Source organism: Pseudoduganella buxea (assembly GCF_009720835.1).
Taxonomy (GTDB): domain Bacteria; phylum Pseudomonadota; class Gammaproteobacteria; order Burkholderiales; family Burkholderiaceae_D; genus Rugamonas; species Rugamonas buxea.
In genome coordinates, this window is the sequence record NZ_WNKZ01000005.1 from 111,772 (window position 1) to 135,266 (window position 23,495).

The following is a 23,495-nucleotide window of genomic DNA, read 5'->3' on the forward strand; positions in this document are numbered from 1 at the left end:
TTTCCTTATTTCTTGTTGAAGTCGACGGCCGGGGCCGACGAGATGGCTTTCTCGTTCTCCACCTGGAAGCTCGGCCGCACTTCATAGCCGAACATCATCGCCGTCAGGTTGGTGGGGAAGCGGCGCGCCAGGATGTTGTAGTCCTGGACCGAGGCGATATAGCGCTGGCGGGCCACGGTGATGCGGTTCTCCGTTCCTTCCAGCTGCGACTGCAGGTCGCGGAAGCTGGTGTCGGCCTTCAGGTCCGGATACTTTTCCGACACCACCATCAGGCGCGACAGCGCCTGCGACAACTGGCCCTGGGCCTGCTGGAACTTCTGGAACGCGGCCGGATCGTTCAGCACTTCCGGCGTCACCTGCATGCTGGTGGCCTGGGCCCGCGCCTTCGTCACCGCTTCCAGGGTTTCCCGCTCGTGCGAGGCGTACCCCTTGACGGTGTTGACGAGATTCGGGATCAGGTCGGCCCGGCGCTGGTACTGGTTGACCACTTCGCCCCACGCGGCCTTGACGCCTTCATCCTTGCTCTGGAAGTCGTTGTAGCCGCAGCCAGTCAGTGCCACGGCCATGACGGCCAGTGCGATCCATCGTTCGAACCTGTTGCGCATGATTTCTCCTTATTGGGTGCCCGTCGAATCAGGGTGTGTTGGACTATACACGCAATGGGAGTGGGGTTTTGTACGGTGCAGCACATAGCACCCGTCCGGCAACGCCCGCTACCATCGAACCTTTATAATAATGGGTTTGCAACGAAACAAATTAAAGGGGCTGTCGTGACTTTCATCAATAAACTGGACGCTGCGTGGGCAGCCAACGACTCCCTGCTGTGCGTCGGCCTGGACCCGGACATGGCGCGCCTGCCGGCCCAGTTCCAGTCGGCCCCGGACGGCATCTACCGCTTCTGTACCGAAATCATCGACGCCACGGCGGACCTGGCATGCGCCTTCAAGCCGCAGATCGCGTATTTCGCGGCGCTGGGCGCGGAGCAGCAACTGGAACGCATCTGCGCCTACCTGCGCGACAAGCACCCCCATATCCCGCTGATCCTCGATTCGAAGCGGGGCGATATCGGCGCCACGGCGAAGCAGTACGCGCGCGAGGCCTACGACCGCTATGGCGCCGACGCCGTCACTGTCAGCCCCTACATGGGCAGCGATTCGGTGGAGCCGTACATGGAATGGCGTGACCGGGGCGTGATCGTGCTGTGCCGCACGTCGAACCCGGGCGGCTCGGACCTGCAGTTCCTGGAAGTGAACGGGCGCCCCCTGTACCAGCACGTAGCGCAACTGGTGGCGGACAAGTGGAACCACAACGGCCAGTGCGCCCTCGTCGTCGGCGCCACCTTCCCGGAAGAACTGGCGCAGGTACGTGCCATCGTCGGCGACATGCCGCTGCTGGTGCCGGGCATCGGCGCCCAGGGCGGCGACGTCAACGCCACCGTCACGGCCGGCCGGACGGACAGCGGCAAGGGCATGATGATCAATTCCTCCCGCGCCATCCTGTACGCCACGGCGGCGGCGGGCGAAGACTTCGCGCAGGCAGCCCGGCGCGTCGCCCGCGAAACGCGCGACGCCATCAACGCGGCGCGCTGACGGCCGTCGTGTTGCAGCATCAGTACGGCTGCGGCACGATCATTTCGGCGTAGTCGTACAGCGCGCCCAGGATCTGCTCGGCGCGCTCGTCCGCCTCGGCCGACAGCGCGTCGATCTCGCCGAACAACTGGTCCAGGCTGCGCGCGCCGCCTTCGCCTTCCAGCAGCCGCGCGGCGCGGTGCTGTTCCCAGTGCTCCATCTCCTGTTCGGACAGCGTGTCCGGGAAGTTGCGGGCACGGTAACGGAACAGGATTTCCCCCAGGCGCTCGTCCTCGAAGTGGGGCGCCGCCGTCGCCAGCCGCTGCGGGCTTTCCTTGCGCAGCGATTCGAGCAGGCGGCGGTCGGCCGAGCCGATGAAGCCGCCGTACAGGTCTTCGTCCACGTCGGCCGGTTCTGCGGCCGGGCGGTGGAACACCTGGGCCCAGATGGCCGCCATGTCCGGCCCCTGCTGGGCGAAGCGGGCGTGTTCCAGCGCCTTTTCCACGTCGAACGTCCACTTCTGCGCCATCTGCGGCGACAGGGTCTTCAGGTTCGATACCAGCATCGGCGACTTGTTCAGGTGGATCGTCTTGATCGGCAGGCGCGTCATGCCTTCCGGCAGGTCGCTGCTGCGCGTGAACATGCGCTGGCGGATGGTGTCGACGTCCAGCTCGAACAGCTCGCGCGGGTCGTGGTGGCAATCCCACACGATCAGCTCGTTCTTGTTGGTGGGATGGCCCCCCAGGGGCCACACCAGCGCCATGCAACCCCGCTCGGCCGGGAACATGCCGGACACGTGCAGGAAGGGCTGGCGCAGCTCGCGCGCCAGGTGCATGCCGATCTCGTCGGCCACGCGATCCTTCTTGTGCAGGGCCAGGCAGAAGTCGAACAGGCGGGCATTCTTCTGGCGGATCAGCCGCGCCAGCGCGATGGTGGCACGCACATCCGACAGCGCGTCATGCGCCGCCTCGTGGGCCAAACCGTTGGCCTGTGTTAATAATTCAAGTTTGAAGCTGGGCTTGCCGTTATCCCCGGTAGGCCACTCGATGCCGTCCGGGCGCAGGGCGTAGCACATGCGCACGACATCGAGCAGGTCCCAGCGGCCGCAGCCGTTCTGCCATTCGCGGGCGTACGGGTCGATCAGGTTGCGCCAGAACAGGAAGCGCGTCACTTCATCGTCGAAACGGATGGTGTTGTAGCCGACGCCGATCGTGCCCGGTTCGGCGAAGGCCGCTTCGATGGTCCGGGCGAACTGGTGTTCCGGCACGCCCTGTTGCAGGCACTGCTGGGGCGTGATGCCCGTGATCAGGCAGGACTGCGGGTCCGGCAGGAAATCGTTGGCCGGCTGGCAGAACAGCATGATGGGGTCGCCAATCTCGTTGAGATCGGCATCCGTGCGGATGGCGGCGAACTGGGCAGGGCGGTCACGGCGGGGCACGGCGCCGAAGGTTTCATAGTCGTGCCAAAGAAAAGTGTGGTTCATGTTGTGCAGTCAGTGTTCGGGCCGAGGCAAGCCCCATCAGGAGGATTATCGTGGCAAACCCTGTTTCTCTCAATGCAAAAACCGTCTCCACCGATTCCAAGGTGGCCAACCAGGGCGAAGTGTCCCCCGCGCAGAAGGCAAAACTGCAGCTGAACGCATCGATCATGCAGGCGTCGGCGTCGATCACCATCGGTGCTGCCGACGACCCGCAGGCCCTGCTGTACAAGACGGCCATCACCAGCATCAACGAGGCGCTGCAGGCCCGGCTGGGCGAAAACGCCGTGCAGAACGCGGCCGCGCAGGACAATACGCCCCAGGGCACGGCCGAGCGCATCCTTTCCCTGTCGACGGGCTTCCTGGATGCATTCAAGCGGCAGAACCCCGGTATGGAAGACGCCGCCGCGGTGGAAAAGTTCGTCGATACCGTCAAGGGCGGCATCGAAAAGGGCTTTTCCGAAGCGCGCGATATCCTGAAGGGCTTGAAGGTGCTGGACGGCGATATCGCCGGCAATATCGACAAGACCTATGAGCTGGTCATGAAGGGACTGGAAGCGTTTGCCGTCAAGAACGGCAAACCGCAGGCGGACGCGGCGGATGGCATGGGGGCAGCGAATCCAGCCGAAAAGCCAGCCGGCAAGGCGCCAGCCTGATCCTGCTGCACCGGGCCGCCGCACGCGGCCAGGCGAACAGCGCGGCGGCCCCTCCGAATATCGGCTGCCACGCCGCAGGCCGGTTGCGCCGACCAGGTCGTCGGGGTCGCGTTGCAGCCCAGGCGGCGGAACATGCCGGCTGCCTGCATCAGCACATCCTCTTCGACAAATTGACGTGGACGCGCCAGAGCTTCGTGGGACGTGCAGGAACGAGGCGTCCGGCGCGGCGGTGCGGCAGCGATGGGCGGGATGCCCGGAGCGAATTGGCGTGTGGCGGGGTGTGGCGGGCGCTTAGGCGGCCTGGGCCGCCAGGGCCCGGCCATCGTCGACGTCGATACGGTCGCGGCCGGCCGCCTTGGCGCGGTACAGCGCGGCGTCGGCCGTGACGATCAGGGCGGGGCCGTCCTGGCCCGGCAGCAGGGTGGCGACGCCGAACGAGGCCGTCACGTGGGGCAGGGGCAGGCGCATGTCGGCGAACACGACGGCGTGGCGCATCCGTTCGCACAGGCGCTGCGCGACGGCGGCCGCTTCGGCGCGGCTCGTCTCCGGCAGCAGCACCATCAGTTCCTCGCCGCCGTAGCGTACGGCGCAGTCGGTGGGCCGCAGCGCGCTGGAAAGTACCTGGGCCGCCGTGCGCAAGGCCTGGTCGCCCTGCACGTGGCCGTGGCGGTCGTTGAACTGCTTGAAACGGTCCAGGTCGATCATGATGATGGACAGGGGCGCCGGCACGGACGAAGGCAGGGCGTTGCCCGCATGGGCCGTGGCGATCATGCGCGGCAGCACGTCGTCCAGCCAGGCCCGGTTGTACAGGCCCGTCAGGCCGTCGTTCATCGACAATTGTCGGTAGAATTCGCCCAGCTTCTGGCGCTTGCGCAATTGCACGTTGGCGGCCCGCACGCGGAACGACAGCAGGCGCAGCAGGTTGCGGGCGACGCCGTCCGATTCCTCGATCAGGCGCCAGGCCAGGTCGGCGCCGATCAGCAGCAGTTCGCACGGCTCCAGCGCCACCAGGCAGGACAGGTCGGCTTCGTCGTCCAGCACGGATTGTTCGCCCGCACTTTCGCCGGCCATGATCTTCACGCTGCCCGCTGCCGCACCATCGCGTGCGTCCGGCTGCACGGCCAGCGAGCCGCGCAGCACGATGGTCAGGCGCGGGCGCGACGTATCGGACACGATCTCGCCGGCTTCGGCCGCCATCACGGGGCAAGCCGCCAGCAATGCCGCGGCCACGCGCGCGTCCGCATCCCGGAACAGGTGCAGGTCGGCGATCTGGTGGGAGGAGGCGGCAAAGTTGCTCAGGAGCTTCATCGTTGGCTTTCGGCAAGACTGCCGTCATCATAGCGCAAGCAACCCGACCTATGGTCCAATGGGACAATTTCTAACGGATCTTTACAACAGCCATGCTCTTTACCGACGCCACCGGCCAGCACCACGCCGCCGATCCCGCCGCCCGCATCGTTTCCCTGGTGCCGTCCATCACCGAACTGCTGTGCGACCTGGGCCTGGCACCGCAGCTGGTAGGCCGTACCGGCTTTTGCATCCATCCCGCCGACATCGTGCGCGATATCCCGAAAATCGGGGGCACCAAGGATGTCAATCTGGACAAGATCCGCAAGCTGGCGCCGACCCATGTCGTCGTCAATATCGACGAGAACGAAAAGCCGACGGTGGAGCGCCTGGCCGAATTCGTGCCCCATATCGTCGTCACCCATCCCTTGCAGCCCAGCGACAACCTCGACCTGGCCCGGCTGATGGGCGGCATCTTTTGCGCCCAGGAACGGGCCGAGGCGTGGTGCGCGGCATTCGAGGAGGAGCTGGCGGCCCTGCGCGTGATGCCGAAAGGCGTGCCGCAGCGCGTGCTGTACTGCATCTGGCAGGACCCGTGGATGACGGTGTCGCCGGACACGTATATCGCGGCCATGCTGGCGCTGATCGGCTGGAGCGTGCCCAGGCTGGGCGTGGCCCGCTATCCCCGCTTCGAGTGGTCGAGCGAGCTGCTGGCACAGGTGGACCGGGTGCTGCTGTCGTCGGAACCGTACCGCTTCACGGAAGCGCACGTGGACGCGCTGGAACGCCAGATCGGCAAGCCGGTGCAATTGGTGGATGGGGAGATGATGTCGTGGTACGGCAGCCGCGCCCTGCACGGGCTGCGCTATCTGCGGGCGCTGGCATCGGAATGACCGGTGTAGCCAGCGCCATCGGAAAGCTTACTCTTCGGCCGGTTCGACGGATGGTTCGACCAGGTCCGCCACGGGCACGTTCTTCTTGTTGTCATGCAGCTTGCCCAGGGCACTGTCCAGTGCGCGCTTGAGCTTGTCCGCGGAGCGGTGAATGGCCTGGTGCAGCGTCTCGGCATGGTCCGTCACCACCACGGGCTGGTAGCCGTTCACACGTGCTTCCATCATGCAGCGGTTGTCGCCATCGGCGGACTTCTGCGCCTTGTTGTCGCTCAGGTGCACCTCAACACGGCTGATCTGTTCGCCGAAACGGCCGATGGCCGATTGCAGCACTTCCTCCACATGCGTGTCGAGCGCGGCGGTATGGTCGATGCTTTTGTCCGTGTTCACTTGAATCTGCATAATCAGCTCCTCTTTGTAATCGGTATGCGTCGATCTTACGCCCTTTGGACTTAGAACGCCGTTAAGTGGTGCACATTGCAGAGCTGATGGCCGACGTTCAGGTCGTTTTCGCCTCGGCCTGCGCCGCCAGTTCCTTCTCGTGGTGCGGGAAGCGGTCCATCCGCGCCAGCACGGGGAACAACTTGATCCACGCCGCCGTCACGCCCAGGGTGACGGCGCCGCCGAAGACGATGGCCGGGCGCAGGCCGAACCAGCCGGCCGTGACGCCGGACTCGAACTCGCCCAGCTCGTTCGAGGCGCCGATGAAGACGGAGTTGACGGCGCTGACCCGGCCCCGGATCGCATCGGGCGTTTCGAATTGCACCAGCAGGTGGCGCACGTACACGCTGATCATGTCGCCCGCGCCCATCAGCAGCAGGCACACGAGGGCGACGACGAAGCTGGCCGTCGCGCCCAGCACGACGGTGCCCAGGCCGAAGACGGCGACGCCGCCGAACATCCACAGGCCGATGCGGCGCGTGATGGGGAAGAAGGCCAGCAGCACCGAGCACAGCGCGGCGCCGGCCCCCGGGGCCGTGCGCAACAGGCCCAGGCCCGTGGGACCCACGTGCAGCACGTCGTGCGCCAGCGCCGGCAGCAGCGCCGTGGCGCCGCCGAACAGCACGGCGAACAGGTCGAGCGACATGGCGCCCAGCACGATGGGGCGCGACAGCACGAAGCGCAGCCCCTCCAGCACGCTGTGCCACGTGGCCGGTTCGCGGTTGCTGGCCTGGGGCGGCGCCTTGACCAGCGCCATCAGCACCGTGGCCACCAGCAGCAGGGAAGCCGCGGCGATGTAGACGACCTTGGGGCCGTAGATGTACAGCAGGCCGCCCAGGGTCGGGCCGAGGATGACGGCGACGTGAAAGCTCGAGCTCGACAGCGGGACGGCCTTGCTGAAGTCACGCTGCGGTACCAGGTTGACGAGGATGGCCTGCGTGGCCGGCCCCATGAAGGCGCGCGCGCTGCCGAACAGCACCAGCACGGCAAACACGGGCCACACCACCTGCATGCCGCTGGTCGTGTAGGCAAGCAGGGCCAGCCCAACCAGCAGTTGCACGCCCAGGCAGATGGTGACAATGAGGCGGCGGTTGTAGCGGTCGGCCGCATGGCCCGCCAGCAGGATCAGCAGCAGGAAGGGCGCGAACTGGGCCAGGCCGATCATGCCCAGGTAGAACAGGTTGTGCGTCATCGAGTACACCTGCCAGCCGATGGCGACGTTTTGCATCTGCACGGCCAGGGTGCCGAGGACGCGCGCGGTCAGGTAGAAGCGGAAATTGCGGTGACGCAGGACGGAAAAACCGTTCGAGGAACTGGACATGGACAATGCGAGGCAATGCGGGATGAGATGAGACAATGCGGGGCGGGGACGTTTCAGGCGACCCCGCCCCGGCAGCGGAGCGGGGAACGGACGGGGGAACTCAGGGCTTGGCCAGATCCGCTTCGGTGGTGAACGAGTCGGCGTAGAACTCGTCCGCCGGCAACTGGCAGCGCGTGGTGAAGTCGCGCTGCGCCGATTCCACGACGATGGGCGCGCCGCAGGCATACACCTGCCAGCCGGACAGGTCCGGCAAGTCCTGCACGACGGCCTGGTGCACGTAACCGGTACGGCCATTCCAGCCGTCTTCCGGCAAGGCATCCGACACCACCGGCACGTAGGTGAAGTTCGGCAGTTGTGCGGCCCACTCCTGGCAAAGCGCGTGCATGTACAGGTCCTGGGGACGGCGCCCGCCCCAGTACAGCACCATCTTGCGCTGCGAGCCCGTGGCCCGCAGTTGCTCGACGATGGCCTTGATGGGGGCGAAGCCCGTGCCGGAAGCGAGCAGCACCATCGGCTTGTCCGAGTCCTCGCGCAGGAAGAAGGTGCCCAGGGGGCCTTCGAAGCGCAGGATGTCGCGCTCCTTCATCGTGCCGAACACCTGGTCCGTGAAGAGTCCCCCCGGCATATGGCGGATATGCAAGGTCACGGCACCCTGGCCCGGCGCCGTGGCCATGCTGTAGCTGCGGCGCTTGCCGTCGCGCAGCAGGAATTCGATATATTGCCCGGCGCGGTATTCCAGCACTTCATTGGCCGGCAACTGCAGGGTGATGACGATGACGTCCGGCGCCACCCGTTCCAGCGACGACACGCGCGACGGCATCTTCTTGACGGGGAAGTCGCCGCTGCCGGCCACTTCGCGGGCCTGGATCACCAGGTCCGAATGGGGCAGGGCGCAACAGAACAGCGACATGCCCGCGCTTTCCTCTTCTTCCGTCAGCGCGCGGCGCTGGTGCGGTTTATGCGTGATCGAACCCGAAACGACCTTGCCCTTGCAGGAACTGCAGGCGCCGTTCTTGCAGCCGTAAGGCAGGCCGACACCGGCGCGCATCGCGGCAGCCAGTACGGTCTCGTCTTCGTCGCAAGCGAACTGGTGGCCGCTGGGCTGAACAGTAATCTGAAACGTCATACAATCCTTTGATGAATAATCCTACCCTGCATAAATTCGACAAGCCCGCCAAGGCCGGCCGGCCGCGCCTGCTGATCCTCGGCTGCGGCGATATCGGCATGCGCCTGTTGCCCCTGCTGCGCGCGCGCTGGCGCGTGTTCGCCGTCACCAGCCAGCCCGAGCGGCTGGCCGAACTGCGCGCAGCGGGTGCGGTTCCCATCCTGGCCGACCTGGACCGGCCGGACACCTTGCGCCGCCTGACGGGCCTGGCGCACACGGTGGTCCACCTGGCACCGCCGCAGGCCGAGGGCATGCTGGACCGGCGCACCCGCAATGTGACCGCCATTTTACCCGAGGGAGCGCGGCTGGTTTATGTGAGCACGACCGGTGTCTACGGCGACCTGCAGGGCGCGCTGGTGGACGAAACGCGGCCGGTGGCGCCCAGGAATGCCCGGGCCCGGCGCCGGGTCGACGCGGAACGGGTGCTGCGGGCGTGGGCCCGCCGCGCCGGCGGGCGGCTGGCGATCCTGCGCGTGCCGGGCATCTATGCGGCCGACCGACTGCCGTTGCAGCGGCTGCACCTGGGCACGCCGGCCCTGCGCCAGGAAGACGACGTCTACACGAACCACATCCATGGCGACGACCTGGCCGCGGCCGTGCTGCGGGCCTTGCACCGGGGCCGCCCGAACCGCATCTACCACAGCGTGGACGATACCGATCTGCGCATGGCCGACTACTTCGACGCCGTGGCCGACGCCTTCGGCCTGGCCCGGCCGCCCCGGCTGCCCCGGGCCGCGCTGGCCGAGGTGGTCTCGCCCGTGCTGCTGTCGTATATGTCGGAATCGCGGCGGCTGGCGAACGCGCGCCTGAAGGGCGAATTGGGCCTGCGGCTGCGTTATCCGACGGTGGCGGATGGCCTGCGCGCGGCCGTGGCGACAATTCCACACGGATAAGTTCCTTTGAGACGGCGCAAGCGTGCGCACTGCCCTTGCGACTAACGTAGGCGGACATGACCAGGAGGGCGTATGGACGCACAGCGGCATCCGGACCCGAAGCAGGGTGGTTCCCACCCCCGCAATCCTTATCCGCATCCCAGCAAGGAAGAGGTGCGGGCCTACATGACGCGCCGCGGCCAGACGCGGCAGCCGCCACCGGCCCCGGCTGAAATCCGCCGGCTACTGAACTGGCATGCGGCCGGCCACGCGCTGCCACCATCGCCGGCTGCGCCCCCGGTATCCTGCGCCATCTCCTGTTCCACCTCGCGCGGGTCGGCCTTCATGCCGCTGGTGCCGGCCTTCCTGGCCGAACTGGCCGCCTTTACCGTGCTGGCATGGTGCACCCTCGTCCTGCAGCCCCCTTGCCAGGACGTGTTGTCAAAAAAAAATGATCAGATGATTTCCTAGCACAACAAAACGCGTTAGAATCTCACACATTCTCACTCAATTTGCCGTAGAGTTGTTGTAGAGCAACAAAACGGCGCGATGAGCCCGGGTTTGCCGGCGTTCGCAGCGCTTTGACGGCAAACCGGGTCGTCAACCGTCGATTATTTTGTCCGCATGTGTCGCTTTTTAAGCAAGAGCGACCGCTAACGTAAGATTGATCATGTCCCTGAAAGAAGTCACGTCCTCGCCGACGTATAACCCGAACCGCGTCCTTGACGCCATCATCAACAAGTTGCAGCTGAAGAACGACGCAGCGTTGTCGCGCGCCCTGGAAGTGGCGCCGCCCGTGATCAGCAAGATCCGCCACAACACGCTGCCCATCGGTGCCACCATCCTGATCCGCATGCACGAGATCAGCGACTACAGCATCCGCGAGCTGCGCGAGCTGATGGCCCACTGAAGGCCCACGCCCCTGCAATAAAAAACGGCCGGCCCCGGTTCCCAGGCGCCGGCCGTTTTGCTTGGCTTCTTGCGGATCAGGCGGGCAGGCACGGCCGCGCCGCGTACAGCGACGTCGCGGTGGGGGCCTGCATGACGCGGCCGGAATAGGCGGTGGCGTCGGCGATACGCCCGGAGAAGGCGGTGGCATCGGCAACGCGCCCGGAGTAGGCGGTCAGCTGGGCAGTCGCGCCGGCCGCGCTGATGCGGCCGGAATATGCCGTGGCGCTGATGCGGCCCGAGTAGGCCGTTGCGCTGACGCGGCCGGAGTACGCCGTGTCATTGCTGATGCGGCCCGAATATGCCGTCGTGTCGCTGACGCGGCCAGAAAACGCCGTGGCCGCCCCATCGTTCCCGGCCGCGCCGATGCCGTAGGGCTCGCCAAACGTGGCCTCATACAGTTCGCGCATGCGCTGGCCGACCCGCTCGTGCGCCGCCTCGTCGTCCTCGCCACGCAGGCCGATATACGGAAAATGATGCAGGAAGTACCCGAACACGGCGTCGCAATCGACCGCGTATTTCATCGTGTCCAGGATGTGGTAATGCCAGAAGGTGTCGACGTCCACCAGCGGCGCCGTCTCCTCCTCGGGGAATTGTTTCATCAGTTGCAGGAAGCGGCGGTATTCCAGTTCGACGGCGTTGGCACGGGCCAGGCTCCAGCCTTCGCCGGACTGGACATGCATCAGTTTGACCTTGATCGGGTCCAGGTCGAGTGCGGCAACGGCATTGCAAAGGGCGGATGAAGTCATTTGGATTTCCTCGGGACGATAGCGGCAGGCGCCTGGAGAGTTCGGCGCCGGAACAAGAAGTTGATTCGCATCAACGAAGAGCCAGTATAGTGCCGTCGCGGAGGATTTCAATCTGCAAGTTTGTAACGTGCGCGAGGGAAACGGCCGATGCAGAGCGGGAAGCGGGGAGAAAAAAACCGGAACCGCTGTGGCGGTTCCGGTACAAGCGGGGTCAAGCCGAGGAGGTCAGGCGGGGACGGTCGACGTAGAAGCTGTCGCCGGTGGCTGAGCCGGAGAATGCCGTGCGCGCGGGCGTGCCCGTCGCCGAGCCTGAAAATGCCACCCGGCCGTTCCCGGTGGCGGAACCGGAGAATGCCGTCTTGAAGGGCAGGGCCGTTGCCGAACGGGAGAAGGCCGTTTTCGCCGGTGCCGTGGCCGAGCCGGAGAACGCCACCTTGGCTTGTGTGGTGGCCGAGCCGGAGAACGCCACCTTGGCTTGTGTCGTAGCCGAGCCCGAGAACGCCACCTTGTCCGCCGTCGTAGCCGAGCCCGAGAAGGCCTGCTGGTTCGCCGCCACACCCGAGAAGGCGCTGCGGCTGGCGCGCAGGTAAGGTTCATCGAAGGTGGTTTCGTACAACTCCTTCATGCGCTCGCCGACCCGGTGGTGCGCCGCTTCGTCCGCTTCGCCGCGCAGGCCGATATACGGGAAGTGGTGCAGGAAGTAGCCGAAGACCTTGTCGCAGTCGGCGGCGTATTTCAAGGTGTCGAGGATATGGTAATGCCAGAAGGTGTCGACGTCTTGCAGCGGCGCCGTCTGTTCGTTGGGGAATTTCTTCATCAGGTACAGGAAGCGGCGGTACTCGAACTCGACCGCATTGGCCTGTTCCAGGGTCCAGCCTTCGCCGGATTCCTCATGCATCAATTTCACCTTGATCGGTTCCAGATCCAGCTCGGCTATTGCCGCGAAATCGCTTGCGTGCATGATAGTTTCCTTTCGTGGTTGACGTGAGCGTAGCTTGGCCTATTGTTATATGGCATCAATTTTCATTGATTGATCTACAGAAAATTCCCTGCAACAACTTCTTATTGTTCGGCAAACTGGCCGAAATACGGCATCAGGGCACCCTTGAACGAGATCGGCACGGACACGGTGATGTTCGTCCCGCCCTCGGGCACGCTGCTGATGGTGCAGGCACCGCCCAGCAGGTTGATGCGTTCCTCGATGCCGACCAGGCCGAACGAGCCGCTCTTGTAGCGGCTGGTGGCCTGCAGGCCGACACCATTGTCGGTAATGCTCATCTGCAGCAGGCCCTGCTGCTGGTGCAGTTCCACCTTCACCTGGGTGGCGCGGGCGTGCTGGCAGATATTGCTGAGCGACTCCTGCAGCACGCGAAAGAACGCCGTGGCGCAGCGGTCGTCGATGTCGATGTCGCCGCCGTGCTCGATCAGTTCGCACGAGATGCCGGAGCGCTTGCGGAACTGCGCCACCTGCCATTCGACGGCGGCGTTCAGGCCCAGGTCCAGCACGTTCGGCCGCAGGTCGTTGATGATGTGGCGCACGCTGCGGATCGTGTTGTCGATCTGGTTCAGCGTATGGCGGGCGCGGGCATGCAGGTACGGGTGGCGCTTCGACGTGCGGCTGGCCAGGATGTCGGCCTCGATGCGCAGCGCCAGCAGGTTCTGGCCCAGGTCGTCATGGATCTCGCGGGCGATACGCTTGCGTTCCTCTTCCTTGATCTGGTCCGCATGGGCCGCCAGCCGGCGCAGCCGCTGGTGCGACAGCTGCAGCTTGGCCTGACTGTCGCGCAGCTCGCGCGTCATGGCCCGGGCGATCTTGATGGCGCGCTTGCGCGACGAGGCCAGGGTGTGGAACAGCGCATACAGAAGCAGGCAGCTGACGCCGCCGGCCAGGCCCGCCAGCCACGGCAGGAAGGCGTCGAAGCGCGAGTACAGCGCTGATTTGGGCGCACTGAAATAAGCCGTCCACACGCGGCCGTTGAAGTCGATCGGCAGCATGTGCTGGAAGGTCGACTCGCCGTTATCCAGGCCAGGCGTCTCGATGCTGTCGAACAGCAGCTGGCGCGTGTCGCCGACGGTGCCGGTGCCATCCGGCGCGCGGCGGCCCACGTCGTACAGTTGCAGGCGCGCGTTCGGCACGGGCATTTCGTCCAGCGCGCCCTGCAGCAGGCGCGGCACGGAAAAGCCGATGCCGACGGAGCCGATGTAGGCGGCGCGGCGCTGCGTGACCGTGCTCAAGGGCGCATCGCGGCGGTACACGGGCAGGCGCATGCCCAGGTCCGCCCCTTTCGGCCGCGACATGATGCCGATCGGCTGGCCGGACGAGCCCATCTCGCCCGTGTCGCGCAGCTGCGCCAGCACGGCCGCCACATGGGGTTTGGCGCCGATGTCGACGCCATATTTTTCGGCGAAGCCGGCGACCGGTTCGAGCAGGGTCAGTACTTCGTAGGTGGGCCGGCGCGACGACGGCTTGATGGCGAACTCCGGGTAGCCGTCCAGCCGCGCGCCGCTGTGATGCATGGCCAGCTCGAAGGCAGCGCGGTCCTCGTCGCGCACGTGACGGGAGAAATTGATGTTGTCGATGGCGGGAAAGTTCTGCCGCAGGTCCAGCCCACGCACATAGCGGTGGAAGCGGTCGCGCGAGACATCGTTATCGGCCTGGAAGAAGCTGGCGGCCGCGCGCAGCACGTCGGTATAAGTCTTTACCCTGGAACTGATGCTGAACTGGGCCGTACGGGCATGGTTGCTGAAACGCTGGCGTGCATCGTTTTCGATCGACCGGGCGGCGGCGCCATAAAACAGCATGCCGGTAGCCAGTGCCAGCACGAGGCCGGGCCACCATTGCGGATTGGACGGCAGCACGTGCCCGATGGGACGGAATAACGCATGCATGATAAAAGCCCCAATTCAGGTTTTGTCCTCGCTCAAATATATGAACGATTCGATAGCGCCGTCAAGCATTGTCGCAAGAAGACAACTATAAGTTATTCATTCTAGACGACACATAGATAATATGTGCCGATATCTCTCATCAGGAGGAGCCGGCTATAATATTGCGACCCATGATAATCGGATGGAGCATATTCCTGGTATTTCCTTTCATTATGTAAAAAGTCCGGCAAGACATACAATTTACATCGTCCGCACTATGGTGATGCAGGCCGGAAGCGGTTCCCGCGACGCCTCCGCCAGCCTATGAATTAAGCGCCGCCAGCATAAACAAAAGCCCCTTGTCACGCAATGACAGCATTATCAGGGCCGCTTTGTCCAATACAAAGACGAAAAAAAACCGCCTTGCGGCGGTTTCATAAGGATATGTGAAAACTTTATTTTGCTGCCCAGCTGTCCTTCAATGTCACGATACGATTGAAGACGGGTTTGCCCGGCTGCGAGTCGACCCGGTCGGCCACGAAATACCCATGGCGCTCGAACTGGAAGCGCTGCTCGGGCAGGGCATCCTTCAGGCCCGGTTCCAGGTAGGCCGTGATGACTTCCTTGGCGTTCGGATTGAGGAATTCCTTGAAGTCCTTGCCGCCCGAATCGGGTTGGGCTTCCGTAAACAGGCGGTCATACAGGCGCACTTCGGCGGCCAGCGCGGCGGCGGCGCTGACCCACGTGATGTTGCCCTTCACCTTGTAGTTGTTGGCGCCGTCCGTGCCCGATTTGCTGTCCGGGAAATAATTGACGTGCACGGCCGTGACCTTGCCGTTTTCGTCCTTGTCGTAGCCCGTGCATTCGACAACGAAACCATACTTCAGGCGCACCCTGGCGCCCGGCTGGCCATCGATGGGCGGGAAGAAGCGGAAATAGCCCTTGGTCGGCACTTCCATGAAGTCTTCTTCCTCGATCCACAGCTCGCGCGTGAACGGGAACGTGCGGTTGCCCAGCTCCGGGTGGTGCGGGTGGACGGGCGAGCTGCATTCGACGCTGTCGTTGGCGTCGAAATTGTCGACGATCAGTTTCAACGGACGCAGCACGGCGATGGCGCGGGGCGCCTTCGGGTCCAGGTCCTCGCGCACGGCCCCTTCCAGCACGCCGTAGTCGATCCAGCCGTCCGACTTCGTCACGCCGGTGCGCTCGCACATCAGCTGGATGCCTTCCGGCGTGAAGCCGCGGCGGCGCATGCCGACCAGGGTCGGCAGGCGCGGATCGTCCCAGCCGTCGACGATGTTCTCTTCCACCAGCTGGCGCAGCTTGCGCTTGGACGTGACGATATACGTCAGGTTCAGGCGCGAGAATTCATACTGCTTTGGCACGGGCTGCTGGAAAAAGCCGCCGGCCGCCAGGGTGGCCAGCAGCCAGTCGTAGAACGGGCGGTGATCCTGGAATTCCAAGGTGCAGATGGAATGGGTGATGTTTTCCAGCGCGTCCGAAATCGGGTGCGTGTAGTCGTACATCGGGTAGATGCACCACTTGTCGCCCGTGCGGTGGTGATGGGCGTGGCGGATGCGGTAGATGGCCGGATCGCGCAGGTTCATGTTCGGCGAGGCCATCGCATCTTCGCTGATCTTGGCGCGCAGGATATGTTCGCCGTCCTTGAACTTGCCGGCCTTCATGTCGCGGAACAGTTGCAGCGATTCGTCGGCGGGGCGGTTGCGGAACGGCGAATTGGTGCCGGGCGTATTGAAATTGCCGCGATTGGCCGCCATGTCTTCGGCGCTCTGGCTGTCCACGTAGGCAAAGCCGGCCGTGATCAGGTACTCGGCCATCTCGTACAGCCGGTCGAAGTAGTCGCTGGCGTAGTACAGGTGTGTGCCGGCACCTTCCGGGCCCTTGTGTTCCCAGTCGAAGCCCAGCCATTTGACGCTGTCGATGATGGAATCGACGTATTCCTGCTCTTCCTTGGCCGGATTCGTGTCATCGAAGCGCAGGTGGCAGCGGCCGGCGTAATCGCGGGCCATGCCGAAGTTGACGCAGATCGATTTCGCGTGGCCCACGTGCAGGTAGCCGTTCGGCTCCGGCGGGAAACGCGTGATCACGGATGGAAGGCCCTCGCGCTGGTGGGCGCCGGTGGCGAGATCTTGTTCAACGATATGGCGCAAAAAATTCGGGGCTGGTGCGGAAGCGGCGTTTTTGTCGTTGCTCATGAAAAAAGGCTGGGATAAGAGTCGAATATCGCTCATTTTACCGTACCCCGCATTGCGCGGCGGGACAGGCCACGCTTTTCTATAGGATAATTCGCCTTTCACGCTTTAAGAACACGACACAGGAGTTCCCTGATGGACAATTTGTACAACGTGCTCGGTGTCGCGCCCAACGCCTCGGACGAGGAGATCAAGAAGGTGTACCGCTCGCTGGCGATGCGCTTTCACCCGGACCGCAATCCCGCGCCGGGCGCGGCGGCACGTTTCCAGGCCATCGCCAAGGCCTACGAGGTGCTGTCCGACCCCGTCAAGCGCGAGGAATACAACCAGAGCCTGAACCACCGCATCATCATCGATCCGGAAAGCGAGGCCTACCAGTTGTGGCGCTCCGTGTTCGGCCTGCACGGCGTGACGCTGCCCGCCGAGTAAAACTGCGATATCCCTAGAAAGTTTGATGCAATGAGAAAAGTACACCCCGAGTTCGCCTACCAGTCGCGCGAGCTGGCCGCCCAGATCGACGGCATCCTGGGCGATCCGCCCGACCGCAAGAACTACCAGCGCATGCTGGACGCCCTGATGAGCGAATACGCTTCCGGCGGCGGCATCGAAGACCTGAACATGATGGCCTTCGCGCTGGTGGACGTGATCGAGTTTTCCGATCCGAAGACCATCCTGGCCGATGCCGACGACTATGAATACGGCGATCCGGCCCGCGTGTTCGCCGCCGCGTCCTGCCCGGACGGCGTCGCCGCCGAGATGTTCGCCGCGCTGGAAGAGAACCACCCGGACCTGGGCCGCCAGGCCATCATCACGGCGTTCCTGCACAAGCACCCGCGCCTGTGGGACGACGACGACGTCTCGCTCGACCAGCTGGCCGAAGGCGACGACGGTGACGACGGCGACGACGAGGACAGCGGCGTCAGCGACGATTTTGCCCAGATGTTCGACCAGGAAGGGGAGAAATGATGTCCGAGAATGCCGACAAGAACCTGCCAGCCATCAGCAAGCAGGTCACTGAACTGGTGCTGGCCGGCTCCCTGAGCCACGCCGAGCAGGCCTTTGCCGACGCCGCCGAGGCGCATGGCGACCTGGCCGTGGCCGAAGTGCTGCAAAGCATTCCACCGCACGTGACGGCCCTGCACATGGCCGGCTTCGACGGCGGCAAGCTGTCGCTGGCCACCCTGCTGGTGCCGCCCAAGGCCTGGGCCGACAGCCTGGCCTATATCGCCGCGACGTGGAACGAAGACCTGATGGAAGACGATCCCGAGCGCATCGCCGAATCGCTGTTTACGCACATCCACGGCGTCGTGTTCGGCACCGAGGACGAAGAGCGCCGCCGCGAGCTGCTGCAGGAAGCGTCGGCCACGGACTGGGGCTGCACGGCGTTCGCCATCGTGTTCTCGCTGGCGCCGAAGGAAGTGCTGGAGCTGGCCGGCGAGATCATCTCGAAGGGCCAGTACATCACGGCGCAGACGTCGTCGGACAACGATATCGCACCGCTGGCCGTGGCCCTGGCCCAGGCCAGCGAGGATGGCTGGGACCGCGCCCTGTTCGAGCTGTTCCCGGAATTCCGCCACAGCGCCGACCTGGCCGACGCCGAATTCTCCGACGACCCGGACGAGGAACCGGCCTTCCTGCAGCGCTCGACGAAAGAGCTGCTGCACCGTCTGCGCAAGCAGGTACCGAGCACCCGCAACGCCAGCGGCCGCACGGGCCGCCGCAGCCTGGGCACGGGGATCTTCAGCTGATGCTGCCGGCACTGGTAAGGGAAAACCTGCCGCGCCTGACGCGCGCCATCAAGCTGCTGGCCACCGATCCGCGCACGGATGCGGCCGTGGTACTGGCCGACGAACTGGCCGGCATCACGGCCATGGTGGCGGAGAAGTTCACCAACAACCGCACGTCCGAAGGAATCCAGAAGGCCGTCAACCTGACGGTGGGCGGCGTCTCGCTGGGCCTGGAACAGGTGCTGACGATGGACAGCGACGAGCAGGCGCTGGACTACCTGGTCGACAACGGCGCGGAAGCGGCCTTCCAGGCGGGCTTCCGCCAGCTGAAGGACCTGGCGGCCATGCCGGAGGACACCCTGGTGGGCGAGTACGACCAGGACCCCGTCTACAGCCAGCGGCGCCTGCGCGACATCTTCTTCGACCTGTGCCTGACGGACCCGAACCAGAACTGGGACGGCCCGGCGCGCTACCAGGAGCAATTGAAGCAGCGCCAGGAAGCCCAGGCCGTCGTCTGGCTGGCCGGCTGGCTGCGCCGCCACAACAGCGAGGGTCCCATCAAGGACACCGACCTGAACGCGGAAGGCGTCATCGCACTGGCCATCATCTTCGCCGCCGGCGGCGGTGGCCGCATCGTCGCCCGCACGGGCCAGAAGTCGTTCGAAAGCTTCGTCAAGCAGGTACGCAAGAACAAGCCCGACTTCGAGGAAGGCTGGGCCGCCCTGGTCGCCGCGGTGCCGCCCCAGCACCACCCGGTGCTGCTGCACCGCATCGACCTGTACCGCCGCACCTGCACGGTCCTGCAACACATCCCCGGCCGCACGGCCATGAAGACGCTGTTTGCCGAACTGGAGAACTATGCCGGGTCGGAGCTCGAGGCCGAGTACGACTGAGTTGGCTTGAATGGGGTCTGTCCTTTTGGGACTGACCCCGTTTTTGAGTAGACACGACCGTCGATGGGGTCTGTCCCTTTGGGACTGACCCCGTTTTTTCATCCCAGATACCTCTCCAGTCAAGGTCCGTGCTCACTTGGGCACGCTGGCCTATCCGCTTCCGACGCATGGGTCTGCCAAGCCATCCTGCAGCTGCACCTCCGGTTGCTTCTTCGCGACCTCGACGTCAACTGCGAATCATCAAGCGAACTGCATCGCTTGACTGAATAGCTTCCATCCTCTGATCCGCCTCACGACCGTACTAGGCGATTACCCCTACCGTACACCACTACCGGTGACGGCTGAATTGCTATCCGTAAATAAAAATCCGAACCTGATCGCGTATTTCCGGCGCATTAGTTGCCGGACGTTTTCGTTTTCCTATCCGCCCAACTTCCTCGGTTAAAACTAAGGTGGCCCAATGGTCGATGTCGAAAATTTTCTGTCCAGCCAGGCATTTTTGGGACAACAGGATCGCCTTCTCAAGCTGAGTACGCCGCTCGGCGAAGATGTCATGCTGCCGCAGCGCGTTATGGGCCGAGAACGACTCGGCAGGAGCTACGAGTACAAGATCGACTGTCTGTCGGTGCGTAACAATATCGAGCTTAAACACTTTATCGCACAGCCGGTGACCCTGTGGATACGGCAACGCGATCGACGCTATCGGCCCATTCACGGCTACGTATTTGCCGCAAGGCGCTTGGGCAGTGACGGCCAGATAACCTACTGCCAGCTGTCGATTGCACCATGGCTGGATTTTCTGCGATATCGCAAGGATGCCCGCATCTGGCAGGACAAGACCGCCGACGACATCCTGAGCGAGGTTTTCAATGCACATCCCCAAGCCCAGGGCAATTTCCGCTTTGACTTGCGGGAGCCGGCATCGTCCCGGTCTTATTGCACCCAGTACGAAACGGACTGGAACTTCGCCAATCGCCTTCTGGAAGAGGAAGGGTGGTACGGCTACCATGAGCAAAATCCTGACGGGTGTGGTCACGTACTGGTCATCACAGACAGCACTGACTTACTAAAACCCATTCCAGATAACGAAGTTCGCTTCCACGGCGCAGGCACTGAAGACGAGCTCAACAAAATCGTGCACTGGAGTGCAGATCGTCACCTCGCTGCGAGCCAGTACACGAGCAGAACCAATGATTACAAGGCACCAAGCATTGTCAGGGAAGTCAATACTACGGTAATGCCCCAGCATGGGGATTTACCCGGTCAACTGGAGGTCTACGAGTACGCAGGAGCGCATGCGTACCCGACAAGGGAGTGCGGCGAAAAGAGGGCGCGGCTCCGCGTCGAACAATGGGAATGCGGAATGAAACGGTTCCGCGCCATTTCAGGCGTTCGCTCAGCGGCGGCGGGCGCCTGGTTTGGCCTGGAAGAGCATCCTGTTCATCAGTCCGATCCGCCTGAAGACCGGCAATTCGTGATCACCGCGATTGAATGGTGTATCGAAAATAACTTGCCCATTTCCACCAACACGAAAGACTTTCCTGGCAGCCTGCGGACCGAGCTGGAGGCCTTCAGGACATCTACAGGTCGCGCCCTGAGGCCCGCGGCGATGGATGCTTTGACAGTCAGTGGGACCCCGGGGTTCTGCTTGAACGCGATGGAGGTCCATCGTCGCACAGTGCCGTTTCGAAGCCCGTTCGAACATCATAAGCCCACGCTGCATCCGCAAACCGCCGTGGTAGTGGGGCCGGCCGGCGAGGAGGTTTATACCGACCATCTCAACCGCGTCAAGGTTCAATTCCGGTGGAACAGGCAAAACCCTGGGGACGAGCGCGCTTCATGCTGGGTGCGTGTCAGCTACCCGAATGCCGGACAAGGTTGGGGCGGACTCCACGTGCCGCGTATCGGCCAGGAGGTCATTGTTACTTTTCTGGATGGCGATGCTGACCGTCCGGTCGTTACCGGCCGCCTTTACAACGAAGAGCAGACCCCAGTGTGGCACACCGATGGGGCGCTGTCGGGCTACAAATCGAAGGAATTCAAAGGCAGCGGTTTCAACCAGGTGGTGTTCGACGATACGAACAAGCAAAACAGGCTTCAACTCTACAGCACAAGTTCCCACTCGCAACTCAACCTCGGTTACTTGGTTACGCAATCCGGCAATAAGCGGAGCGACTTCTACGGGTCTGGCTTCGCGCTGAGTACCGACGACTACGGCGCAATCGTTACGCATAAGGGGCTGTATCTCAGCACGTATGGACGCCCAGGACCGCAAGGGACACAACTCGACGCCACCGAGGCGACAAGCCAGCTGACGGCAGGAGCAACGCTGGCCAAAAGCTTGTCGGATACGGCGCAGAAGTCCGGGGCTGAGGCCCTTGCCGGTCAGGAAGCCCTCAACCAGTTTATCGACGCCGCGCAGGAGCCGTACGAAGGAGGTGGGCAAGGCTCGGCCAACCGGTTCAAGGAGCCGCTGTTGCTGGCAGCCTCCCCAGCGGGCATCGGCCTGGCATGCGCGAAAGCCACCCATATTCATGCGGGGGCTGAGGTGACCCTTTCGTCGGGGAAGGACACCGATATCGCCGTGGGCAAAAGCCTGCTTGCAAGCGTTGCCGAGAAAATCAGTCTCTTTGCCTATAACGCGGGAATCAAGTTGTTTGCCGCGAAAGGCAAGGTTGAAGTGCAGGCGCAAAGTGACGACCTTGATCTCATCGCAGAGAAAGTAGTCCGACTGCTGTCGACCACATCACGCATCGAAATTCATGCGAAAGAGGAAGTCACAATTTCAGCCGGCGGCTCGTACATAAAAATCAATGCGTCCGGTATCACTAATGGCACGTCTGGGAAATGGACGGCACAAGCCTCGATGCATGAGATGCCAGGACCCAAGACCAAGTCATACGTAATGCCGCATGTACCCAAGGCTGAGCTGGGGAAAAACGATCTGGAGTTCCGACATCTCACGGACTGGGGCGAGCCAATGGCCGGAGCGGCTTACAGAGCGATCCTGAGCGATGGCAGTATTCGCAAGGGAACCCTGGATGCGGCGGGCATCGCGCGGATTTGCGGAATACCGCCGGGCATCGGCGCAAAGATCGAATATGACTACAAGCCTTTACAGGCCAGCTCGACTGTCAGCACGGAGATGGATGCCGACGTGCACGAACTGCTGAATTGGACGCCAGGAATCATTGCTTCGAAAGGCCGGCCATGAGCAAGGGCGCGCCACAGCAGAACGTCCTGGAAGACGCGTGGGGCAAGGTTGTCGGCAGCATGGATTGGCTCCAGGCCGTATTTTTCGGCGAGTTTGCCGACAATCGGCCACTATCGGCTGTTATCGCTGACATGCTCGTCAGTTTTATTCCAGGCGTCGTTATCGTCACGAGTGCACGCGATGCTGTTGCCGTCATCCTGCGACTTGCCAACCATCCCGAAAAACGCAAGGAGCTGATGGAATGGGTGTTGCTGTGTGCATGCCTCATCGTTATCGCCTTACCGGTCGCAATGGCGGCAGGTGGCGCCGCAGCCGCGGGCGTTGGCGCGATCGTCGGTGGCATCGCAGGCTCGGAACTCGGCGCTGCGCTGCGTGCAGTAATGCTACTGCTGATCAAGGAGGCCACCAAGCTTGTCGAGCTGGTGCACTTTCTGCAAAAGTTTATCAAGGGAGACATCCTGAAATTTTTGCGGGCCGTGAGCTTTGCCAAGTATCAAAAGCCCCTTCTGCAAGCGTTGAACAAACTCACCGGGAAGCTGATAGACATCGTCAAGTCGCTGCGTTTGCACCTGGAAGGCCTGCGGTACTTCGACAGTGTAAAGGCGACAATTGCCAGGCTGGCCGATTGGGAGAAAAAGTTCTACGATTTGCAAAGGGAGGCGCTCGAACAGGTTCCAAAAGCGCTCGTCGAACTCGATTCCAGGCTTGCAAAGGTACTATCACAGACAGCGCCAAAGGAAGCTCATACGGTCGCCGCTGGTGTCCAAGCCAACAAAAACACTGCGGCTCTACCAGGCAAGCAACGCGTCAAGGATACGGCAGGTCATGTGCTTGCCCATGCCGCTGACGACGCACCCAAGAGCGGAAGTAAACCTGTGTCGCAGGGAAGCAGCAAGGCAAAGCCAAAACCAGAAGCCAAGTCAGCGACGCCTCTCAAAGACAAACCGGAACCGCACAAACCGCCAGCCGAAGGGCCAAATACGAAGAAGCAAGCTGCTGCTGATGCTGCGGCTGCGGCGGATAAAGAGCGGATTACTTTTTTGTCACAAGAAGCCCGCATAGCCGAGAAGAACGGAGACTGAGGTACCCTGACTTTTTCGGACACTTCCGATTGATAAAATTGTCGGAAGGGGCAAGCACATGAAATTGAAAACATACACGCCCGAGTTCAGAGCCGAAGCAGTCAAGCTGGTGCTGGAACAGGGC

22 protein-coding genes are annotated in these 23,495 nt (G+C 63.3%); 12 read left to right on the forward strand and 10 right to left on the reverse strand.

Features of this window, described 5'->3' with window-relative positions:
• Nucleotides 1-5: 5 nt before the first annotated feature.
• Entirely contained in the window at nucleotides 6-605 is a 600-nt protein-coding gene (locus GM672_RS03495) for a LemA family protein (protein ID WP_155469126.1), read from the reverse strand.
• A 165-nt stretch (nucleotides 606-770) separates the two neighbouring features.
• On the opposite strand from GM672_RS03495, the gene pyrF reads away from it, so the two are divergent.
• The gene (gene pyrF / locus GM672_RS03500) at nucleotides 771-1,589 is read left to right on the forward strand and encodes an orotidine-5'-phosphate decarboxylase (RefSeq protein ID WP_170299913.1); all 819 of its coding nucleotides are present in this window, start codon (nucleotides 771-773) and stop codon (nucleotides 1,587-1,589) included.
• Between the two features lie 19 nt (nucleotides 1,590-1,608).
• Here the strand turns inward: pyrF and sbcB are convergent, their stop codons facing one another.
• Nucleotides 1,609-3,051, reverse strand: a complete 1,443-nt coding sequence (gene sbcB / locus GM672_RS03505) for an exodeoxyribonuclease I (protein WP_155469128.1) — start codon at nucleotides 3,049-3,051, stop codon at nucleotides 1,609-1,611.
• 50 nt (nucleotides 3,052-3,101) lie between these two features.
• Here sbcB and GM672_RS03510 point away from each other — a divergent pair, with 50 nt between their 5' ends.
• Complete coding sequence (locus GM672_RS03510) at nucleotides 3,102-3,701, forward strand: DUF5610 domain-containing protein (RefSeq protein WP_170299914.1); 600 nt, start codon at nucleotides 3,102-3,104, stop codon at nucleotides 3,699-3,701.
• 291 nt (nucleotides 3,702-3,992) lie between these two features.
• Here the strand turns inward: GM672_RS03510 and GM672_RS03515 are convergent, their stop codons facing one another.
• Nucleotides 3,993-5,009: a diguanylate cyclase gene (locus GM672_RS03515; protein WP_155469129.1), complete on the reverse strand. Its 1,017-nt coding sequence runs from the start codon at nucleotides 5,007-5,009 to the stop codon at nucleotides 3,993-3,995.
• Between the two features lie 92 nt (nucleotides 5,010-5,101).
• Between GM672_RS03515 and GM672_RS03520 the strand changes: the two genes are divergently transcribed.
• Nucleotides 5,102-5,881 (forward strand): helical backbone metal receptor, encoded by a 780-nt coding sequence (locus GM672_RS03520; protein ID WP_155469130.1) that lies wholly within the window; start codon nucleotides 5,102-5,104, stop codon nucleotides 5,879-5,881.
• 27 nt (nucleotides 5,882-5,908) lie between these two features.
• Here GM672_RS03520 and GM672_RS03525 read toward each other — a convergent pair whose 3' ends face one another.
• From GM672_RS03525 to GM672_RS03535, 3 genes are all read right to left on the reverse strand, one after another.
• Nucleotides 5,909-6,280, reverse strand: coding sequence for an HPF/RaiA family ribosome-associated protein (locus GM672_RS03525; protein ID WP_155469131.1), 372 nt, complete (start codon nucleotides 6,278-6,280; stop codon nucleotides 5,909-5,911).
• A 97-nt stretch (nucleotides 6,281-6,377) separates the two neighbouring features.
• Entirely contained in the window at nucleotides 6,378-7,640 is a 1,263-nt protein-coding gene (locus GM672_RS03530; RefSeq protein ID WP_155469132.1) for an MFS transporter, read from the reverse strand.
• Nucleotides 7,641-7,740: 100 nt separating this feature from the next.
• Nucleotides 7,741-8,766 (reverse strand): CDP-6-deoxy-delta-3,4-glucoseen reductase, encoded by a 1,026-nt coding sequence (locus GM672_RS03535; RefSeq protein ID WP_155469133.1) that lies wholly within the window; start codon nucleotides 8,764-8,766, stop codon nucleotides 7,741-7,743.
• An 11-nt stretch (nucleotides 8,767-8,777) separates the two neighbouring features.
• On the opposite strand from GM672_RS03535, the gene GM672_RS03540 reads away from it, so the two are divergent.
• The 3 genes from GM672_RS03540 (at nucleotide 8,778) to GM672_RS03550 (ending at nucleotide 10,587) form a co-directional block, all read left to right on the forward strand.
• Complete coding sequence (locus GM672_RS03540; RefSeq protein ID WP_155469134.1) at nucleotides 8,778-9,698, forward strand: NAD-dependent epimerase/dehydratase family protein; 921 nt, start codon at nucleotides 8,778-8,780, stop codon at nucleotides 9,696-9,698.
• A 72-nt stretch (nucleotides 9,699-9,770) separates the two neighbouring features.
• Entirely contained in the window at nucleotides 9,771-10,148 is a 378-nt protein-coding gene (locus GM672_RS03545; protein ID WP_155469135.1) for a hypothetical protein, read from the forward strand.
• A gap of 199 nt (nucleotides 10,149-10,347) precedes the next feature.
• Nucleotides 10,348-10,587, forward strand: coding sequence for a hypothetical protein (locus tag GM672_RS03550; RefSeq protein WP_155469136.1), 240 nt, complete (start codon nucleotides 10,348-10,350; stop codon nucleotides 10,585-10,587).
• 76 nt (nucleotides 10,588-10,663) lie between these two features.
• On the opposite strand, the gene GM672_RS03555 is transcribed toward GM672_RS03550, so the two are convergent.
• The 4 genes from GM672_RS03555 to GM672_RS03570 form a co-directional block, all read right to left on the reverse strand.
• On the reverse strand, nucleotides 10,664-11,374 hold the full coding sequence (locus GM672_RS03555) for a glycine-rich domain-containing protein (protein WP_155469137.1): 711 nt from the start codon (nucleotides 11,372-11,374) through the stop codon (nucleotides 10,664-10,666).
• A 211-nt stretch (nucleotides 11,375-11,585) separates the two neighbouring features.
• Nucleotides 11,586-12,335 (reverse strand): glycine-rich domain-containing protein, encoded by a 750-nt coding sequence (locus GM672_RS03560; protein WP_155469138.1) that lies wholly within the window; start codon nucleotides 12,333-12,335, stop codon nucleotides 11,586-11,588.
• A 101-nt stretch (nucleotides 12,336-12,436) separates the two neighbouring features.
• Complete coding sequence (locus GM672_RS03565) at nucleotides 12,437-14,263, reverse strand: sensor histidine kinase (RefSeq protein WP_155469139.1); 1,827 nt, start codon at nucleotides 14,261-14,263, stop codon at nucleotides 12,437-12,439.
• A gap of 434 nt (nucleotides 14,264-14,697) precedes the next feature.
• A complete protein-coding gene (locus GM672_RS03570) occupies nucleotides 14,698-16,458 on the reverse strand; it encodes a glutamine--tRNA ligase/YqeY domain fusion protein (protein ID WP_155469140.1) in 1,761 nt (586 codons plus the stop codon).
• A gap of 132 nt (nucleotides 16,459-16,590) precedes the next feature.
• Here GM672_RS03570 and GM672_RS03575 point away from each other — a divergent pair, with 132 nt between their 5' ends.
• The 6 genes from GM672_RS03575 (at nucleotide 16,591) to GM672_RS03600 (ending at nucleotide 23,371) form a co-directional block, all read left to right on the forward strand.
• Complete coding sequence (locus tag GM672_RS03575) at nucleotides 16,591-16,884, forward strand: J domain-containing protein (RefSeq protein WP_155469141.1); 294 nt, start codon at nucleotides 16,591-16,593, stop codon at nucleotides 16,882-16,884.
• A 30-nt stretch (nucleotides 16,885-16,914) separates the two neighbouring features.
• The gene (locus GM672_RS03580) at nucleotides 16,915-17,421 is read left to right on the forward strand and encodes a hypothetical protein (RefSeq protein ID WP_155469142.1); all 507 of its coding nucleotides are present in this window, start codon (nucleotides 16,915-16,917) and stop codon (nucleotides 17,419-17,421) included.
• A complete protein-coding gene (locus tag GM672_RS03585; protein ID WP_155469143.1) occupies nucleotides 17,421-18,203 on the forward strand; it encodes a hypothetical protein in 783 nt (260 codons plus the stop codon). Before GM672_RS03580 ends, GM672_RS03585 begins: the two co-directional genes overlap by 1 nt.
• Nucleotides 18,203-19,075 (forward strand): hypothetical protein, encoded by an 873-nt coding sequence (locus GM672_RS03590; protein WP_155469144.1) that lies wholly within the window; start codon nucleotides 18,203-18,205, stop codon nucleotides 19,073-19,075. The genes GM672_RS03585 and GM672_RS03590 overlap by 1 nt, the downstream gene beginning before the upstream one ends.
• A gap of 460 nt (nucleotides 19,076-19,535) precedes the next feature.
• Nucleotides 19,536-22,289, forward strand: a complete 2,754-nt coding sequence (locus GM672_RS03595) for a type VI secretion system Vgr family protein (RefSeq protein WP_155469145.1) — start codon at nucleotides 19,536-19,538, stop codon at nucleotides 22,287-22,289.
• A complete protein-coding gene (locus tag GM672_RS03600; RefSeq protein ID WP_155469146.1) occupies nucleotides 22,286-23,371 on the forward strand; it encodes a hypothetical protein in 1,086 nt (361 codons plus the stop codon). The genes GM672_RS03595 and GM672_RS03600 overlap by 4 nt, the downstream gene beginning before the upstream one ends.
• Nucleotides 23,372-23,495 lie beyond the last annotated feature (124 nt).